Below are 17590 nucleotides of genomic sequence, written 5' to 3'. Positions count from 1 at the left end.
CGCATAAGGAATGCCTGATGTCTCAGTCTACACAACAAAACCGCCGTTTTCTGTTGGCTTCTCGCCCGCACGGCGAACCTGTCGCAGACAACTTCCGTCTGGAAACCGTCGCTACGCCGCAGCCCGCCGCCGGCCAGGTGTTATTGCGCACCGTCTACCTGTCGCTCGATCCTTACATGCGTGGCCGCATGAGCGACGCGCCCTCTTATGCTCCGCCGGTGCAGATTGGCGAAACCATGGTGGGTGGCACGGTCTCACGGGTCGTGACATCACAGCACCCCGATTTCAAACCCGGCGACTGGGTATTAGGCTACGACGGCTGGCAGGATTATGCGCTGTCTGACGGAAGCGGCTTACGTAACCTCGGCCCTCATCAGGCGCATCCTTCTCGTCTGCTTGGCGTCCTGGGCATGCCGGGCTTCACCGCTTATATGGGCCTGCTGGAGATCGGCCAGCCGAAACCCGGTGAAACCCTGGTGGTCGCCGCCGCCAGCGGCGCCGTCGGTTCGGTCGTCGGGCAGGTTGCCAAACTGAAAGGCTGTCGGGTAGTCGGCGTGGCGGGCGGTAAAGAGAAATGCCGCTATGTGGTGGAAGAGCTGGGCTTCGATGCCTGTGTCGATCACCGAGCCCCAGACTTCGCTGAGCAACTGGCCGCCGCCTGCCCGCAAGGCATCGATATTTATTATGAAAACGTCGGCGGTGCGGTGTTTGATGCGGTGATCCCGTTGCTGAATACCCAGGCACGTATTCCGGTCTGCGGGATTATCGCCCACTATAACGCCACCGACCTGCCCGCCGGGCCGGACCGCTTGCCGATGCTGCAGGGCTTGATCTTACGCAAGCGCATCCGCATGCAAGGCTTCATCATTTTCGATGACTTCGCGGAAGGTTTTGATGAATTCCTGCAGCAAATGAGCGAATGGGTCGATCAGGGGAAAATCAAATTCCGTGAAGACCTGGTCGACGGACTGGAAAATGCACCGCAGGCATTCATTGGCCTGTTGCAGGGCAAGAACTTCGGCAAATTGGTGATCCGCGTCGCCGACGAGTAATCCCCACTGGGCGCGGTGATGTACTGCCGCGCCCTGCTATGCCCTCAATGCAACGCACCGCCACTGAGTGATAAATCCTCATCGACCGTCAGAGTGGTATGCACAATACTGCGTACCGCCTCAATCATTGCGGCTAACGCCAGGCTGGGTTTTCCCGGATGATTGACCGCCAGCTCATGACTGTAAGGGATGTGGATAAACCCACCTTTGATCGCCAAATTTTGGCTGGCGATATGATGGCTCAGCCCGTAGAAAAGCTGGTTGCAATTATAAGTGCCTGCCGTGTGCGACACCGCGGCCGGAATGCCTGCCTGATGTAAATGATGCACGATCGCCTTCACCGGCAGCGTGGAAAAATAGCCCACCGGCCCCCCTTCCACCACCGGGATGTCTATCGGTTGTTTTCCGGCGTTATCGGGAATGCGAGCGTCAATCAGATTGATGGCAACCCGTTCAACGGAAATTTCGCCGCGCCCGCCGGCCAGCCCCAGGCAGATCACGGCTTTGGGCCGCAGCTCTTCGATGGCGGCAATCAGCTGCTGGTTGGACAACCCCAGCACGCAGGCCAATTGACGCACCACCACTTCTGCGCCGGCGATCCGCTCTCCCGCCAGCGCCTGCGCTACCTGCCAAGAAGGGTTAACCTTATCCCCGTCAAACGGCTCAATGCCGGTCACCAATACCCTTTCCATCATCGCACCTCAGGTTGTTATTGAATCCGCGTGCTCTCAGCCTAAACAACGCGCTATGATTCTGGAAATGGATTATCTGTATATAGAGTATTCATAAAATGAATTTATCCAGCGTCGATCTCAATCTTCTGGTGGTGTTTGAGGCGTTATACCAAACGCGTAACGTCACCGCTGCCGGCGGACGTCTGAACCGTGCCCAACCGTCGGTCAGCAATGCGCTTTCGCGCTTGCGGCTGTTGTTTGACGATCCGCTGTTTACCCGCAGCGGCGGCGGCATGTTGCCAACCGCGCGTGCTCACCAACTGATGCTGCAAATCCACCCGGTACTGGAACAAATCCACCAGACGCTGACGCCGCCGACGCGCTTCGATCCCGCGACGGCTAGCCAGCGCCGCTTCAGGCTAGCCGCAGGCGACTACGCCGATATCACGCTGCTGCCTACCATTATCAGCCGACTGCGGCAGGATGCGCCGGGCATCGATATCCGGGTTTCCCGGCTCGCTCGCCGCAATGTGGTGCAACAGCTTGAGAGTGGCGAGATAGATGTAGCGTTGGGCGGGCATATCGAGGCGGTGAAGGGCATGCTGGTGCAGCCGTTGTTTACCGAAAGCTTTACCTGTATCGCCAGCCGGCATCATCCGCGGTTAGCTGCCGAAAGTTGGGGCTTGGCGCAATACGTCGGCCTGCCCCATGCCCTTTACGCGCCCTCGGACGACGGCTCCGCCCGCGGGATTATCGATCGTCGACTGGCGGAACTGGGGCTGGAGCGACGGGTGGCCGCAACATTTTCGCATATCGTGGCGCTGCCTGCGGTAGTCGCCGGCAGCGATCTGATTGCAACCCTGGCACTCAGCGTCGCCAGCCAGTTTGCCGATCCGGCGAAGGTACGCTTTCTGCCGCTACCGGCAGAACTGGCGGTGAGCACGTTTTCTATCGATCTGGTTGCCGGTCGCCAGGCCCGGCGCGATCCGGCGCTGACTTGGCTGTGCGACACCCTTACCCAACTGAACTGGGGGAAGAGTGAATGAGAAGCGCCCCTCCTGCTACGATTAAGGCCCTAAGCTAGGCGCCGATTTCGGTGCGCACATCCAACAGTTCAGGGAAGAAAGTCAGCTCCAGCGCCTTTTTCAGGAAGCTGACGCCGCTCGAACCGCCGGTGCCCGTTTTAAAGCCGATAATCCGCTCTACCGTTTTCATATGCCGGAAACGCCACAGGTGGAAACTTTCCTCTATATCCACCAGCTTTTCGGCCATTTCATAGGCTTCCCAATACTTTTGTGGATGGTCATAGATCTCTTTAAAGGCCGGCAGCAGGTTTGGATTACGTTGGTAAGGTTGCGTCCAGTCACGTTCAATACACTCCTGCGGGATCGGCAGACCGTGGCGGGACAGGTAAAGCAGGTATTCATCGTACAGGCTGGGCGCTTCAAGAATGGCCTTCAGCGCCGCGTGTTTTTCCGCATCGTTGCTGAACACCGCCAGCATGGCCGCATTCTTGTTGCCGAGCAAAAACTCAATCGAGCGATATTGATGGGACTGGAAGCCCGACGAACTGCCCAGCACGTCGCGAAACTCGACGTACTCCGACGGCGTCAGGGTTTCCAACACCGCCCATTGCTCGAACAGCAGCCGCTGGATCTGTTTGACCCGCGCCAGGATCTTGAAGCAATGACTGAGCTTATCTTGTTGCACCAGCATCCGCGCCGCCTGCAGTTCATGCAGCATCAACTTCATCCACAGCTCCGACGTCTGGTGCTGAACCACAAACAGCATTTCATCATGGTGTTGCGGGTTGGACAGCGGGTGCTGGCAGTCCAGCAGTTGATCCAGGCACAGATAGTCGCCATAGCTCATGCGTTTGGAAAAATCGGTGACAATCGCGCTTTCTAATTCCCGTTTGTTCATCTGTTATCTCCGCTGCGCCCACGACCGGAAGCGGTGTGTAGCGTGCTGCAAACAGAAAACAATAGTTCATATCGCCCCAACCCGAAGGACTATAAACGAGAGTTGCCTCGCAGATTTCAGGGTTGGTCATGTCAGGTTGATTCCCTCCTTATTTCTGCATTTCTGCCTGGATTGAAATCCCCGCAGTGATTATCCGCGGGGATGGGATCAGCGACTCCTGAGCATCTACATTGCTCTGCCGATCCCCGAACCGCGGAAAATCAAGGCTCTCTGTAATCTCGTCGTCGAACCATAAAGGATCGTTCGAAGGTGATCACCGTTTCGCCCGTGGATTTGATGCCCCGCGTTTCCACCGTAATGATGCCGTTGTTCGGTTGGGATTTTGACGGCCGTTTAGCCAGGATCTTACTGATGGCGTAAAGCGTATCACCGACAAAAAGCGGCTCTTTCAGGCGCACCGTTTCCCAGCCCAGATTGGCCACCGCCCTGGCAGACAATGCCTGCACGGTCATCCCGCTGACCAACGCCAGCGTGATGCTGCTGTTGACCAAAACGCGGCCATATTCCGCTTGGGCGCCATAGGCCTTGTCGAAATGCAAAGGGTGCTGATTCATCGTCAACAGGGTGAGCCAGGTGTTGTCGGCTTCGGAAAGCGTGCGCCCCGGCCAGTGTTTGATCGTCATGCCGGTTTCGAAGTCTTCATAGTCCCCGCCGTGCTCTTCCTGATACTCATTTTCGCCGACTTTTCTTAACATGGTTTTTTCTCCCTGAATGGGTATAGCGCCACCGCGGCAGCGGTGTCTTCGATGGCCAGCCCCACGCTGCGAAATACCGTGGTCTGCCCCGCCGTTGCAGCGGACTCACCCAACACGAGAGCGCCCAGCTCATTCAGTCCTTCAGGCTGAATGTATCCTTCCGCCATAGCGCTTCGAATCTCCCCCGCATCCTCCCTGGCAGCCGCGCCGGTTTCCACCACGACAAAGGCGGTTTTCAATAACGCGGGGTCGACCTCAATGGCGTCCTCGTGGGTGCCGCCGATAATGTTCAGGTGGGCCCCTGGCGCTACCCAATCGGCATACACCAAAGGTTCACGGGCACGGGTTGAGGTAGTGGTGCAGATAAGATCCGCCCCCTGCACGGCATCGAATGCGCTACTGCAAACGCTGACCGGCGCGGTGGTCAGCGTACGAGCCCAGTGCACAAACTCTTGCGTTCTGAGCGCTGAACGGGAAAAAATGCGCACCCTGCGGATCTGCCGCACCGCCAGCATCGCCAGCAGCGTGGCCCGTGCCTGAACCCCTGCCCCGAGGATAGCAAGATCGCCAGCCTGCTCCGGAGCACACAGCTGGGTCGCCAGTCCGGCCACCGCACCGGTTCGCAACGCGGTCAGACTAGCGCCATCGAACAAGGCCAGCATCTGGCCCGTATCGATGTCGGTGAGCAGCACCACCCCATGGATCAATGGCAACCCTCTCTCAGCATTGCCGGGCGTGAGCGTAGTGATTTTAACGCTGGCGACACCGCATCTGTTCCAGGCCGCCGGGCTGATCAACGTCTCTGAAGGACCATGCTGGAGTAAGGTCCGCGTCGGTGATTGTTCGTCACCGCGACGTAAATCCCCGAACGCCTCACTCAGCATCGCCATGACCTGCCGCAGTCGGATCTCTCCGGACATTTCAGCTGCATTGATGATTTGCATCGTCACAGGGCGATCCTCTTCAACTGCGCGGCCACTTCTACGATAAGGTCTTCTTGCCCGGCCACGGCCTGACGTTTTCCCAATTCGAAGAAGACGTCACGCGGATCGACCCCCGCAGAGGCCGAATGGCTTAACACCGGATTTTTAAAGCCGGAAAAAACGCCGGCCAGGCCACTGACAATGCCCACGGAGTCAATCATCGGTGGGGTGACCATCAGTTCCCGAGCGGCGAGCTCGGCGGCGTCGAGAAAATGATAAAGGTCGATGCCGGTGTTGAACCCCAAACGTTCCAGTACCGGTACCAGAACTTCAAGTTGGGTGTTCCCTGCCCCAGCCCCGAATCCGCGGGCACAGCCATCAATCACGCTAGCGCCGGCCTGAGCGGCGGCAACCGAGTTGGCCACCGCCATGCCCAAATTATTGTGGGCGTGGAAAATAAGCGGCACATCCACCTGCCGCCGCATCGCGGTGATGCGTTCGGTCACATCCTGCGGCAACAGGTTGCCGGCAGAATCCATGATGCCGACGGCCTGCGTACCGTACTCCACCAGCAGTTGAGCCTGATCGGCTAACTGTTGGGGAGTGGCCATATGGCTCATCATCAGTACCGCATGCGCTTCTGCCCCGTGATCACGCAGCCATCCCAGATGACGTTCGGCCAGGGTTGCCTCAGTGCAATGGGTACCGATGCGCACCACATCCGCACCGCAGGATAACGCCTTCGACAGATCGACGATGGTTCCCCAACCGGGCAGCATAAACACGCCCATCTTGCTGTTTTGCAAACACTCGCGCACGGTGTTCAGCATGGTTTCATCACTCAACGCCGCGCGCCCGACCTGATACGAGGAGGCGCCAAGCCCGTTGCCATGGCCAACCTCGACAATCGCCACCCCCGTTTTATCTACCGCCGTCGCGTAGTCTCGTAACTGAGCCACCGTGAGCTGATGCTTCACGGCGTGTTGACCATCACGCAGGGTTGAGTCGTTAATCAGAATGGCCATTAGCCCCCTCCGTTTTATTTCGATAGCTCGCATACTGTTCGGCAACCAGGATGGCGGCAGAATTAATCAGATCCAGATTCCCGGCGTATTCAGGCATCACCTTGCTACTGGCAACCACCTCCAGCGAGATCGAAACGCGTCCTTCGCTGACATTGAGAGCGGTAAGCGAATAGCCCGCCGAGAATCCCCGCACCGCCTCAACGGCCTCAGCAAGCACCGGAATGATCTGTTCCTTTGTGACCCCTGGAATACCGGCGAAAATGGTGACCCTGAACATGGCGGGTGGCGCGGCCGGGCTGATGTTGAGGATCGCCTTGGTATTGGCTACGCCGGTAAAAGCGCTGAGCGCCCGCTGCGTGGTGTCCACATATTCGTCGATGTTGATCCGGGTGGCCCGCCCCAGAATATTGCTGGCGACGGTCGCCACCACCTCGATATCGTTGATGCGAAAATGTCGGCTCAGGGCATGCAAAATGGGTATCGACGCCTGTCCACCGCAGCTGATCAGGCTGACATTGCGCTCGGTCAGCGCATCGGTTCCCGTCACCGTAGGCACGATCATTTTGCCCAGGTGGCTGGGGGTTAAGTCGATCAGTAAGGTGCCCAGCGGACGCAGCAGCGCCCAATGCCTGACATGCGACATCGCGTTGGTGGCGTCGAAAACCACATCAAAAGGCGTTGGCGACGCCAACACAGCGTCAATGCCACCGGCGCTGGTCGGGCAACCCAAGCGGGCTGCGACCTCAAGACCGGCGGAGTCCTTGTTGCGCCCCGCCAGCAACCCGCAATGCAGCAACGGGGAACGCTGGATCTTATTGACCAGATCCATGCCGATAGCGCCGGTTCCAATGACAGCGACGGAGAGCGTCATGAGTTACCTCTACTGAAACGAGCGGCCCAGGCCTTGCCTGATTGCAGGGTATTGCGCGCCATGCGGGCAAAAGGCGGCCCCACCATGTGTCCATCCAACAAGGCAATTCCCCCTTGCGCCGCTTTCACAGCATCGGTAATGCGGCTTGCCGCCAAGAGTGCGCTCGCACAGGGCCGTAACGTCGAGTTGATCAGTTCGAGCTCGCTAGGATGAACGGTGGCTTTGCCATGGAAACCCAGATCTTTGACGCACTGAATTTCATTGGCCAACACGTCGGGTTCGGAAAGCCGATAGTTGGCGGTATCGATACAGCCAATACCATGTCTGGCACTCGCCAACACCATCGCCTGACGAGCGGCCAGCATCCCCGACCAGGTGATCGGCACCCCTAAAGTGGCCGCCAAATCTGCAGAGCCGAAAATCAGCCCATCCGCCACCGCCGCGACATTATCCAGATCGGTAATGGCCTCGACGGTCTCTATCGTCAGGTAAATTTCTGGGAACCTTCCGGCTGAGGCGAAGGTTTCACGCAGGAAAACCACCTCGGCAGGGGTTCGAACCATCGACATCACGATAAAACTGGGCGTGGTTTGACCGGAACACAGCATCACCAGATCATGCAAAGCGTCAATCGTGCCCAGCGCGTTGATTCGCACGGCAATATTGGCAGAGGGCGGTGCATTATCGAGAGCCGTACGGCAGATGTTTCTGGCCTCTGCCTTGGCCGGGCCAGGAACAGAGTCTTCCAGATCCATCAAATGCACATCGGCGTCATAAGACAGAGCCTTGACCACACGGTTTAGTGACAAGGCCGGCGTGTACAGAATGCTGCGGGGAACAGCCCTGGCGATATCCGTCATTGCGGCCCCCTGACAGCAGAGATCACCTGGCACAGTCCGCGGATCTGCTCTTGCGTTTGTCCGGCTCGCATCATGACTCGCAGGCCGGCGGTGCCTTTGGCGACGATAGGGAAAAACACCGGCGAGACATAGAAGCCAGCCTCGATCACCTGGCGCCCCGCCTCGATCACCCGGTCATCGCTCATCGGCACCAGGCGGATCGGATAGGTATTGCCGCTTTGCTCCGTCGGGATCAGGGAATCGAACAGCGCGATGTTGTCGTACAGTTTCTTTTGTAACCGGGGCAATTCAGCCGTGCGGTGAATTTCCGCCGACGCCAGGCTGGCGCCGATGGCCGCCGTATTCAGGTTTTGCGAGTAGTTGAGCCCGCCGCCAAAGCGTTCGACCAGGCGCAGCATCTGCTGCGAATAACCGTTGAGCAATATCGCCGCCCCGCTGGTGCCGAAAGCTTTGTTGAGCGTGACCACCATAATGGTGTTTTCATCCAACGCCGGACTATGGGAACGAACATAGCCAACACCGCGTTCGCCATAAGCGGAGATCGAATGCGAATCGTCGTAAAACACCATCAGGCCGTATTTGTCCTGCAGTTCAGCCAGGGCTTTGACCGGAGCATAGCCCCCCAGGCTATCGCTGCCGTCGACCACGTAACAGACCCGTTGATATTGCTTGCAGCAGTCTTCAATGAAATTCAAATCATGATAATTGCAGGTGACGACTTCGGTTTCATCGGCACAGGCGGGTTTGGCAGCCGCCAGCGACACGTGGGCGTGCTTATCGAAAATCATCAAAGGCCGCACACCGTTGCCTAAATGGCCCGAAGCAATAAGAGGAAGCAAGCCGCCGCTGACGCTGCTCGCTGACACGCCGCTGAGTACATCAGCCTGGAACAGCTCACCCAGCGACGCTTCCAACTCCTTCATGGCAGGGAGCTGGACCCGGCTGCGGGCGATGCAGTGATCCAACACGCCGTAGCGGCGCACCGCGTCGATAGCACCTTCGACCACCTTGCTGTGGGAGTCCAGGTTCAGGTACGAGCAGCAGCTGAAATTGACAAACTGATGGCCACTTTGGGTAGACAACAGGTCGTTATCGAGCCCGGCAACGATACCCGCAAGGCCGTTTTGCTCTGACATATCCCAGAAAGGATTGCCTATGCCGATGGCCTTATCGTTGTTGCGGAATTTGTTCGTGGGAATGATCTGCTTACGGCTGCTCATCAAGTGCCTTCCTCTTGGTGGGTTCTGGTTGATAGTTGTAGATGCCTTTAAACTTGCGGTAAGCCGCCGTGTAGAGCGCGGAGTAGAAAACATAAGGGCGGCGCAGGATTTTCAGATCCCACAGCCAAAAATTAACGTTGATATTCAGGTCGTCTAAAGATTCGGCCTGGTGCCACCACCCCAGTGGCAAATACAGCATTTCGCCGGGTTCTAAAATAAAGTCGCGGCGCTGCGGGATTTTTGCCGCCAAGCGGGGAAAACGCTGCGGGTCGATATTGTCAAAATCAAAGGCCTGCGATTTATCGCCGAACCCCTGCAGGATAGATCGCGGATAGTAATCTCTGCGGCCCGGAGGAAATAGAATGAACCGTTTTCTGCCCTGCAAAGAAATATTAAAGTTTTCCAGCTCATCGAAATGGCTTTGGGTAAATACCCCATGGTAGCTGACCCATAAATTGGCGGCGTTCAACCCACGACGGGAGGCAAGCAGGGAAAAAGCATCAAAGCCAAGGATATTATTGACGTCCTCGGGGCGGTGCATAATATTGGACACCACGCGATACCAGGTATTGTTGTCGCTTTGGTACTCTTTATTTTCCAAAAAACCACGCAGCTGAATTTTCATGGTTTGCCAGCGTTCGGTATTTTCTTTATTACTGGTCTCTCGGAACAAGGTGACATTATCATCGCCCAAGCGTTGTGAGATCAGGTCACTCGCCCCTATGCTGGTATCAATGGGTAAATCGGTAATAATGACCGGAACGTCGGCTCGGAAAATAGCTTCAACACCAAAGGCGACGAACTCTTTAAAGGTCATGCGCGGAACGGGAACCCCCGTCGTTAACTGTTTCACGATTGCCGTTTTCCTGTTTCGAAAATAATAATGTGAGGCCCCGATATTTTGGGGCGTAGTTTTTATTTATTGCTGAGTAATTTCTGGCTAAACAGGCTGGATAATAAAGCGAGTGTTCCGGCGGCCATGGCTACCCAGGCCACCTGACCCGCTCCGCTTTGATCAGAAAGCTGTCCACCCACCGAGACGCCCAGTGAAAAGCCCAGCCAGCCGGCGCTGGACAACCAGGAGAAGCCTTCGGATAAACACCCTTTCGGCGTCAAGGACTCCAGCAGGTTGCTGCAGGTGATCAATAACGGCGCCACCGACAGCCCGGCGACGAAAGCGGAAATGCCCATGACAACGGGAACGCTGGTGAAAATCAGCGGAAGCGTGCCGGCACACAGGGTGGCGGAGGTGATCAGCAGCAGGCGGGGTTGCGATAAGGTCCAGTTCATGGCGCCGTAGCAGGTGCCGCCCACCAGGCTGCCCGCGGCGCAAATGGATAACAGCACGCCGGCGAGGGTTGGATTGCCTATTTCTTTGGCGTAGGCGATCATCATGACGTCGATTGAGCCAAGAAACAGACCTACCGCCGCATAGGAGATCATTAACGCCCGTACCCAGACCATGCTGATTGCCCGACGGTCGCTTTCTGCGCTCTTGTGCACAATAACCGGCTCAGAACGCCGATGTAACACCAGGGCCAGAGAACCACTGAAGGTGAGCGCGGCGCATAACGCCAGCCCCGCTGCGGGGTGCCATGCCGTGGCCAAAACAATGGCGATTAACGGCCCCAATAAGAAAATGATCTCATCAAGCACGGTTTCTAACGCGTACGCGGTTCGTAGCGCTTCATCGGTCACCATGGAGGCCCAGCGAGTACGAATAAATCCATCCACCGGCACCGACGAACAACCGGTAGCAATGGCCGCCGCCATAATTGCCCATAAGTGCATATTCAGCAGCACCAAGCCAATTAACGAAAGGATCGCAATGACGTGGCAGCAGCAGGTAATAATAAGCACCTTTCGCTGGCTGAATTTATCGGCAAATCGGCCTAAAACCGGGCTGGCTATCGCCTGCGTAATCATTAATGTTCCCGCCACGGTTCCGGCAATCCATAACGAGTCCATAGTGGCGGAAATCAACATTATGCAACTGATGGACCGCATCGCTACCGGAAACCTGACCAGCAGGCCAAACAATGAAAGCGTCGCATGTCCGGGATCAGACAATAATCGGGTATAAGAACCAAAACTAAACTTGGACTCAACGGCCTCTGTTTCCATAAGGTGCTCTCAATAGATATTCGCTAAAAGAACGAATGAATATATCAATCGAATATACCCACTCATTTATTTGATCGGGCACACTCAATGAAATAAATAACTTAACTATTTATTTATGCGTAACAATAAAGCGAAGGTAACGCTCAGGCATTAACCCCTCCCGAATGGAGCTCAGGCCATAGAATATTGTTCGCGTTGAAATCATCTTGGTTAATAATTATTAATTCGCCATCTTAAAAAGTCCCCGAAATTTATCATAAACAATTTTAATGCATGGGCATTAAGAATTAGCAACGCTAATCATTATTTACAAGAGCGTTTTTGCATCACATTGATGCGTTATTGCATTCATATTTAATTACAGTGAGTTAAGTGTTAATTAAGGTGAAAATAATAATTTTCAGTCCGCGAATGATGCCCTTTGAACCAAACTCTCAGGGCCCTCTGGCGCTATAGCGGCGCAGAAAACAGGAACTGTGCCGTAATCGTCATTTTTACTCCCTATTGGAGCCAAGTATTCCTGCCGCGCTTTATTTATGATGAAGGTTTGGCGCGCAGGGACATTGGCCCTGACATTAACATCACGCGAGGAGAATACATGGCTACAGGCATTGGCGGTTGTACGCCACAACAGGCCCTGGAACAGCTGCAACCGCTCACGGACAACCCGCCTGAAATCGCCGCGGTGGAATACAGGCAACGCATTCAGCACGCGCAGCGCCTGATGCGCGACAACGGCATTGACGCCTGCTACCTCAATGCCGGCAGCAACCTGCTCTATTTTACCGGTACCGCCTGGTCGCCCAGTGAACGTATGGTAGGCGCGGTGATCCCGGCCGAGGGGGAAATCGCCTATATTGCGCCCTGGTTTGAGATCGGCACGTTCAAGGACGCGCAGGTGATTGAGGGGGAGATATTTAGCTGGCATGAGGAAGAAGATCCCTATCGGTTGTTCTTCACCGTACTGGCCGCGCGTGGGCTGACAGGTTCGGGCCGCCAACTCAAAGTGGCCATTTGCGAAACCGCGTCGGTCACGCTGTTCCTCGGTCTGCAACAGCATGCCGGTGAAATAAAGTTGGTCAGCGCCCTGCCGATCACCGGGTACTGCCGCAGCCGCAAATCGGCGGCCGAAATTGCGCTGATGCAAACCGCAAATAACATTACCCTGCGGGTCCAACAGGCGGCGGCAAGCATATTGCGCCCAGGGATCACCGCCAGAGAGCTGGTCGAGTTTGTCGATCAGGCCCATCGCAAAATGGGCACCACCGGTTCTTACTTCTGCATTGCACTGTTCGGATCCGATAGTGCGTTTCCTCATGGCGTAAAAGCCCCCAACCCACTGCAACATAACGATGTCGTGCTGCTGGATACCGGCTGTCGCTACAGGGGCTACCTGTCCGATATCACCCGAACTTATGTCTACGGCGAAGCCAACCCGCGCCAACGCTTTGCCTGGCAGGCTGAACATGATGCGCAGGCTGCGGCATTTGCTGTAATCGCGCCCGGGGTGCCCTGCCATAAAGTGGATGATGCCGCGCGCGAAGCGCTGGTTTCTCATGGTTTTGGGCCGGATTATCAGCTGCCGGGGCTGCCGCACCGTACCGGTCACGGTATCGGGCTGGACATTCATGAAGCGCCGTATCTGATCCGCAAGCAGCAGGAGCCGCTCGACGTGGGCATGTGCGCGAGCATCGAACCCATGCTATGCCTGCCAGGCGAGTTCGGCATTCGTCTTGAGGATCATTTCTACGTCACCGAAGACGGAGCGCGCTGGTTTACCGCGCCGGCGAAATCTATTGATGACCCTTTCAATTTGATGTCCTGATCCCCTGCCGGGCGGCGTCGCCGCTCGGATTTAAAAACAACTCTCCCCATAATAATAAGAAACTTTAATATCGATTATATTTACTCACCTCATTTAACACTTCATATTAATGCAATCATTAATTCATTCCATTTTATACACTCCGGATAAAATAGTTGTTGATATGCAAAATGACTTGGGTTAATAATCAATCCACCATCAAGGTGAAGCATAATAAAAAATCATAAACTCAAAGGGAGTTGGTTATGAAAACGATTGATCATTCTTTATTAGACTCTATCGCCGGCGGCCGTGGTAATAATGGCGGAGACCGTGCGGACAATAGTCGTAAGAATAAAGGAAAAAACAATGGCGGTAACAAAAGCGGCTCAAGTGACTACTATACTAAAAACACGTCGGAAGACTGTATCAATGGCATGGTGGCAGGTACAGCTTTAGGAGCGTTTGGTGGGCTACCTGGCGCCGCTATGGGATTGGTTGGCGGCGCAGTTACCGGCGGTTGTTTCAAGGATGGCAACAAGGGTGGCGGTAACGTAGGTATGGGCAAAGGCGGGAATAAATGCGGGTCAAGTTCCGGTGGCAAATGTTCTTGGTAGACGGTAACGTTAAAGAAAATAACTACGGGCAGGATACTCGCCGTTTTTAGGTGATTACATGAATGATAAAGTTATAAAAATAATATCAGTTATTCTGGGTATATTTCTTTCTTCATCCTTGCTAAGCGGGGCTGGGGTAGGCTTTTCAACATGGTATCCCGCACCGAGAGGCATTTCCGTTCTGTTGGTTTCAATTAGCTGCGGTATTGTCTTAGTAAGACTTATATACTTAATAATTAAATTCTCTTTAGGCAAGCCGCAGAAAGGGAGCTAAATTCCCTAGTTTTAACGACCATGCTTTCGTTCATAAATTTGTTAATTAAAGGCGTCAGTTAATCGCTGTCGCCTTGCTCTCCCCCACGTTTCCTGTGCGGCATTACTGACTACTTTACATTCAAGCGTTAACCAACCGATACCGGTTGCTGCCATCCAGCTTCAATTTACGTGCTGCGACGACCCAGTTCATGCCTGTGTCATCCTGACGATACCCTATGCCAGTGCATCTTCGCTGATAGAGATGTTTTTATTCACGCTCCGCGTTGAGCTTTCCACACGCCAACTGGGGTTAATCAGTTGGCGTAACCGCTAAAATAGATTAGTTTTAAGCTCTGACTTTCCTCGGCACTGGATGCTATGACTACCCAAAATCAACAACCTCAGGCTGTCTTCAGCCCCGTTACACGTCATGCCATATTTTTGGTCGCCACCTTGTCGCCCAACCCCGCTCAGCTTGCTGCGGTGCGTGGCTGGTGTGCGGATATCAGCGGCGTTATCCGTTCCGTCGGCAAAAGATCCCCGGCGGGCAATCTGTCCTGCGTCTGCGGATTTGGCTCTACGGCCTGGGATCGGCTGTTCGGCCAGCCCCGTCCGGCGCTGCTTCATCCTTTTCGTGAGATAGGCACCGGCGACCGCGTTGCCGTTTCGACCCCTGGCGATATCCTGCTGCACATTCGCGCCGACGAGATGGATTTGTGCTTCGAACTCGCCACACAGTTGATGAACAAGCTTGGCGATGCCGTGACGGTAATAGAGGAAGTGCACGGTTTCCGCTACTTCGATCAGCGGGCAATGATTGGTTTTGTCGATGGTACAGAAAACCCCGAAGGGCACGAAGCCTTCGACTATACGGTGATTGGCGAGGAAGACGCTGAGTTTTCAGGCGGCAGCTACGTGCTGGTACAAAAATACCTGCATGACATGAAAGGCTGGAATTCACTGAGCGTTGAAACGCAAGAACGCATTATTGGTCGCCACAAGCAATCCAATATTGAACTGGATGAAGACGTCAAGCCTTCGTCATCCCACAGTTCCCTGACGACGCTGACCGATGAAAACGGCAATGAAGTCAAAATATTGCGTGACAATATGCCGTTCGGGAAACCCGGCATGGGGGAGTTCGGCACTTACTTCATCGGCTACGCGCGATCCCCTCAGCCCATCGAGCAAATGTTGGAGAACATGTTTGTTGGTCGGCCAGCCGGCAATTATGATCGCCTGTTGGATTTCAGCCGCGCGGTCACCGGCAGCCTGTTCTTTACGCCATCGGCAACCCTGCTGGAAGCCTTGGCTGAGCGTGACGCCCCACAATAATCCCCGATGAGCAATGACTGCCCCGGTCGGTTGGGGGGCAGTTCTGCCAACTGCAACATCGGCTGTCGACGCCCGCATCAGATACGTATTTCAGGGCGCTGGATACGAATGCTCACTATCCCCAACCCCTCTTCTATTGCCAAGACGTGGCAAGAGTTTGAAGAAGATGGCCGCATGAAACCTTCCGCCTACGATGATCGAATCGTTGACGTGATGGAAGAACTGATGAAGTTTACCCTTCTGACGCGAGGCAATGCCAGGTATCTGGTCGACCATTACAGCAAGAGAAAAGAGCGCGCGGCTGAACTGTCTGCACGAGTCAATCAACGCAGCATCTAAAAAGTCAGGCCCGCAATCCAATCGCGGGCCTTTAATGCTCATTTCACCGAAATTCGCCGCCCTTGCGCATCGATCACAGGCTCGCCGTCTTCCTTGGTGAAAGGGCCTTGCTGCGGATCCGGCAGGATATCCAGCACGGCTTCCGACGGTCGACACAGACGGGTGCCCAAGGGTGTCACCACAATAGGTCGATTAATCAATATCGGTTGTTGCAACATAAAGTCGATCAATTGTTCGTCACTCCAGCCTGCATCTGCCAGCCCCAACGATTCATAAGGCTCGACGTTTTTACGCAGTAAGGCTCGCGCAGATATTCCCATATCGGCGATCAGCCTGATCAATTGCTCGCGGTCGGGCGGTGTCTCCAGATACAAAATCACCGTCGGTTCCACACCACTGTTGCGGATCAGTGCCAACGTATTGCGCGATGTGCCGCAAGCCGGGTTGTGGTAAATCTTGATGTTACTCATGGCGTTCTCTCTGAGTTATGGCTAAATCGACAGGCGCAGGGCCAGGGCGGTCAGCGCAACCAACAGCACCGGCAGGGTCATTACTACCCCGACCCGGAAATAGTATCCCCAGCTTATGACGATGCTTTTCTTCGACAATACGTGCAGCCACAGCAGCGTGGCCAGGCTACCGATCGGCGTAATTTTCGGCCCAAGATCGCTGCCTATGACATTGGCATAAATCATTGCCTGTTTAATTACGCCTTCGGCATTGCTGCCGTCAATCGACAAGGCCCCCACCAACACCGTCGGCATGTTGTTCATCACCGAGGACAAAAATGCCGTCAGGAAACCGGTGCCCAGCGTAGCTGCCCAAATTCCGCGCTCGGCCAGAAAATCCAGCACACCGGCCAGGGTATCGGTCAACCCTGCATTACGCAGCCCGTAGACCACCAGATACATCCCCAGTGAGAAGACCACGATCTGCCAGGGGGCGCCCCGCAACACTTTAGCAGTGTCGATGGCCTGCCCCTTTTTCGCCACCAGCAGCAGGATCAACGCCCCAACGGCGGCGACCAGGCTAACCGGCACGCCCAGCGGCTCAAGCCCAAAAAACCCCACCAGCAGCAGCACCAATACGCCCCAACCGGCTCTAAACGTCGGCAAATCGCGAATGGCCTCACGCGGTGGCCGCAGCAACCTCAGGTCATAGCTGCGCGGAATGTCCTTGCGAAAGAACAGGTGCAACATCACCAGCGTGGCGACAATGGCGGCAAGGTTCACCGGCACCATCACCGCCGCATACTGCGTGAAACCCAGTTGAAAGAAATCAGCGGAGACGATATTCACCAAATTGGACACCACCAGCGGCAGGCTGGCGGTATCGGCGATAAATCCCGCCGCCATCACGAAGGCCAGCGTTGCCCCTGAACTGAACCCCAACGCCAGCAGCATCGCAATCACTATCGGCGTCAGGATCAGCGCCGCCCCGTCATTGGCAAACAACGCCGCCACCGCGGCGCCCAGCAGCACAATATAGGTGAACAACCAGCGCCCTTTGCCCTTGCCCCAGCGCGCAACATGCAGCGCTGCCCATTCAAAGAAGCCGGACTCGTCCAGCAGCAGGCTGATAATGATCACCGCGATAAAGGTCGCGGTGGCGTTCCAGACGATCTGCCAGACCAGCGGAATATCACCGACCTGTACCACACCGGTCAGCAATGCCAAGAGCGCGCCGAAACAGGCACTCCAGCCTATGCCCAAGCCTTTCGGCTGCCAGATCACCAAAACGATCGTCAGGATAAATATTGCCCCGGCCAACACCATCACAACTCCTTAGCCTCTCGCATCATATATATGTTATT

17 protein-coding genes and 1 pseudogene are annotated in these 17590 nt (G+C 55.5%); 6 read left to right on the top strand and 12 right to left on the bottom strand.

Going from position 1 to position 17590, the window contains the following annotated elements; translation table 11 throughout:
* The first annotated feature begins 17 nt into the window (after nucleotides 1-17).
* On the top strand, nucleotides 18-1052 hold the full coding sequence (locus tag AAZT04_RS09180) for an NADP-dependent oxidoreductase (protein ID WP_046373235.1): 1035 nt from the start codon (nucleotides 18-20) through the stop codon (nucleotides 1050-1052).
* A gap of 44 nt (nucleotides 1053-1096) precedes the next feature.
* On the opposite strand, the gene pcp is transcribed toward AAZT04_RS09180, so the two are convergent.
* The gene (gene pcp / locus AAZT04_RS09175; RefSeq protein WP_048760299.1) at nucleotides 1097-1744 is read right to left on the bottom strand and encodes a pyroglutamyl-peptidase I; all 648 of its coding nucleotides are present in this window, start codon (nucleotides 1742-1744) and stop codon (nucleotides 1097-1099) included.
* Nucleotides 1745-1842: 98 nt separating this feature from the next.
* Here pcp and AAZT04_RS09170 point away from each other — a divergent pair, with 98 nt between their 5' ends.
* On the top strand, nucleotides 1843-2772 hold the full coding sequence (locus tag AAZT04_RS09170) for a LysR family transcriptional regulator (protein ID WP_434679788.1): 930 nt from the start codon (nucleotides 1843-1845) through the stop codon (nucleotides 2770-2772).
* A gap of 34 nt (nucleotides 2773-2806) precedes the next feature.
* Here the strand turns inward: AAZT04_RS09170 and kynA are convergent, their stop codons facing one another.
* The 9 genes from kynA to AAZT04_RS09125 form a co-directional block, all read right to left on the bottom strand.
* Nucleotides 2807-3649 (bottom strand): tryptophan 2,3-dioxygenase, encoded by an 843-nt coding sequence (gene kynA / locus AAZT04_RS09165; protein WP_020827548.1) that lies wholly within the window; start codon nucleotides 3647-3649, stop codon nucleotides 2807-2809.
* 260 nt (nucleotides 3650-3909) lie between these two features.
* Nucleotides 3910-4404 (bottom strand): MaoC family dehydratase, encoded by a 495-nt coding sequence (locus tag AAZT04_RS09160; RefSeq protein WP_020827549.1) that lies wholly within the window; start codon nucleotides 4402-4404, stop codon nucleotides 3910-3912.
* Complete coding sequence (locus AAZT04_RS09155) at nucleotides 4398-5348, bottom strand: ornithine cyclodeaminase family protein (protein ID WP_434680244.1); 951 nt, start codon at nucleotides 5346-5348, stop codon at nucleotides 4398-4400. Before AAZT04_RS09155 ends, AAZT04_RS09160 begins: the two co-directional genes overlap by 7 nt.
* Nucleotides 5349-5350: 2 nt before the next feature.
* Nucleotides 5351-6352 carry a 4-hydroxy-2-oxovalerate aldolase gene (gene dmpG / locus AAZT04_RS09150; RefSeq protein ID WP_434679783.1) on the bottom strand — a complete coding sequence of 334 codons (1002 nt, stop codon included), beginning with the start codon at nucleotides 6350-6352 and terminating at the stop codon, nucleotides 5351-5353.
* Nucleotides 6336-7223 (bottom strand): acetaldehyde dehydrogenase (acetylating), encoded by an 888-nt coding sequence (locus tag AAZT04_RS09145; RefSeq protein WP_048760308.1) that lies wholly within the window; start codon nucleotides 7221-7223, stop codon nucleotides 6336-6338. Before AAZT04_RS09145 ends, dmpG begins: the two co-directional genes overlap by 17 nt.
* Nucleotides 7220-8083, bottom strand: coding sequence for an HpcH/HpaI aldolase/citrate lyase family protein (locus tag AAZT04_RS09140; RefSeq protein ID WP_048760310.1), 864 nt, complete (start codon nucleotides 8081-8083; stop codon nucleotides 7220-7222). Before AAZT04_RS09140 ends, AAZT04_RS09145 begins: the two co-directional genes overlap by 4 nt.
* A complete protein-coding gene (locus tag AAZT04_RS09135; RefSeq protein ID WP_048760312.1) occupies nucleotides 8080-9303 on the bottom strand; it encodes an aminotransferase class I/II-fold pyridoxal phosphate-dependent enzyme in 1224 nt (407 codons plus the stop codon). The genes AAZT04_RS09140 and AAZT04_RS09135 overlap by 4 nt, the downstream gene beginning before the upstream one ends.
* Nucleotides 9290-10156, bottom strand: coding sequence for a cupin-like domain-containing protein (locus tag AAZT04_RS09130; protein WP_197821089.1), 867 nt, complete (start codon nucleotides 10154-10156; stop codon nucleotides 9290-9292). The genes AAZT04_RS09135 and AAZT04_RS09130 overlap by 14 nt, the downstream gene beginning before the upstream one ends.
* A 62-nt stretch (nucleotides 10157-10218) precedes the next feature.
* Nucleotides 10219-11427 (bottom strand): MFS transporter, encoded by a 1209-nt coding sequence (locus AAZT04_RS09125; protein ID WP_048760318.1) that lies wholly within the window; start codon nucleotides 11425-11427, stop codon nucleotides 10219-10221.
* Nucleotides 11428-12025: 598 nt separating this feature from the next.
* Here AAZT04_RS09125 and AAZT04_RS09120 point away from each other — a divergent pair.
* From AAZT04_RS09120 to AAZT04_RS09105, 4 genes and pseudogenes are all read left to right on the top strand, one after another.
* On the top strand, nucleotides 12026-13252 hold the full coding sequence (locus tag AAZT04_RS09120; protein ID WP_048760319.1) for a M24 family metallopeptidase: 1227 nt from the start codon (nucleotides 12026-12028) through the stop codon (nucleotides 13250-13252).
* A 245-nt stretch (nucleotides 13253-13497) separates the two neighbouring features.
* Complete coding sequence (locus AAZT04_RS09115) at nucleotides 13498-13848, top strand: hypothetical protein (RefSeq protein ID WP_020827558.1); 351 nt, start codon at nucleotides 13498-13500, stop codon at nucleotides 13846-13848.
* Between the two features lie 633 nt (nucleotides 13849-14481).
* Nucleotides 14482-15438 carry a Dyp-type peroxidase gene (locus AAZT04_RS09110; RefSeq protein WP_020827559.1) on the top strand — a complete coding sequence of 319 codons (957 nt, stop codon included), beginning with the start codon at nucleotides 14482-14484 and terminating at the stop codon, nucleotides 15436-15438.
* Between the two features lie 75 nt (nucleotides 15439-15513).
* A pseudogene (locus AAZT04_RS09105) lies at nucleotides 15514-15777 on the top strand (arsenical resistance protein ArsH); the annotation flags it as partial.
* Nucleotides 15778-15815: 38 nt separating this feature from the next.
* Here the strand turns inward: AAZT04_RS09105 and arsC are convergent.
* Together arsC and AAZT04_RS09095 are read right to left on the bottom strand one after the other, a co-directional pair.
* On the bottom strand, nucleotides 15816-16247 hold the full coding sequence (gene arsC, locus AAZT04_RS09100) for a glutaredoxin-dependent arsenate reductase (RefSeq protein ID WP_020827561.1): 432 nt from the start codon (nucleotides 16245-16247) through the stop codon (nucleotides 15816-15818).
* A 21-nt stretch (nucleotides 16248-16268) separates the two neighbouring features.
* A complete protein-coding gene (locus AAZT04_RS09095) occupies nucleotides 16269-17552 on the bottom strand; it encodes an arsenic transporter (protein WP_048760324.1) in 1284 nt (427 codons plus the stop codon).
* Nucleotides 17553-17590: the final 38 nt, after the last annotated feature.

The organism is Serratia sp. Je.1.23.a, assembly GCF_051129805.1.
GTDB lineage: Bacteria > Pseudomonadota > Gammaproteobacteria > Enterobacterales > Enterobacteriaceae > Serratia > Serratia liquefaciens.
Note: the sequence above shows the minus strand (reverse complement) of the source record. Positions and strands in the feature narration are given on the sequence as shown.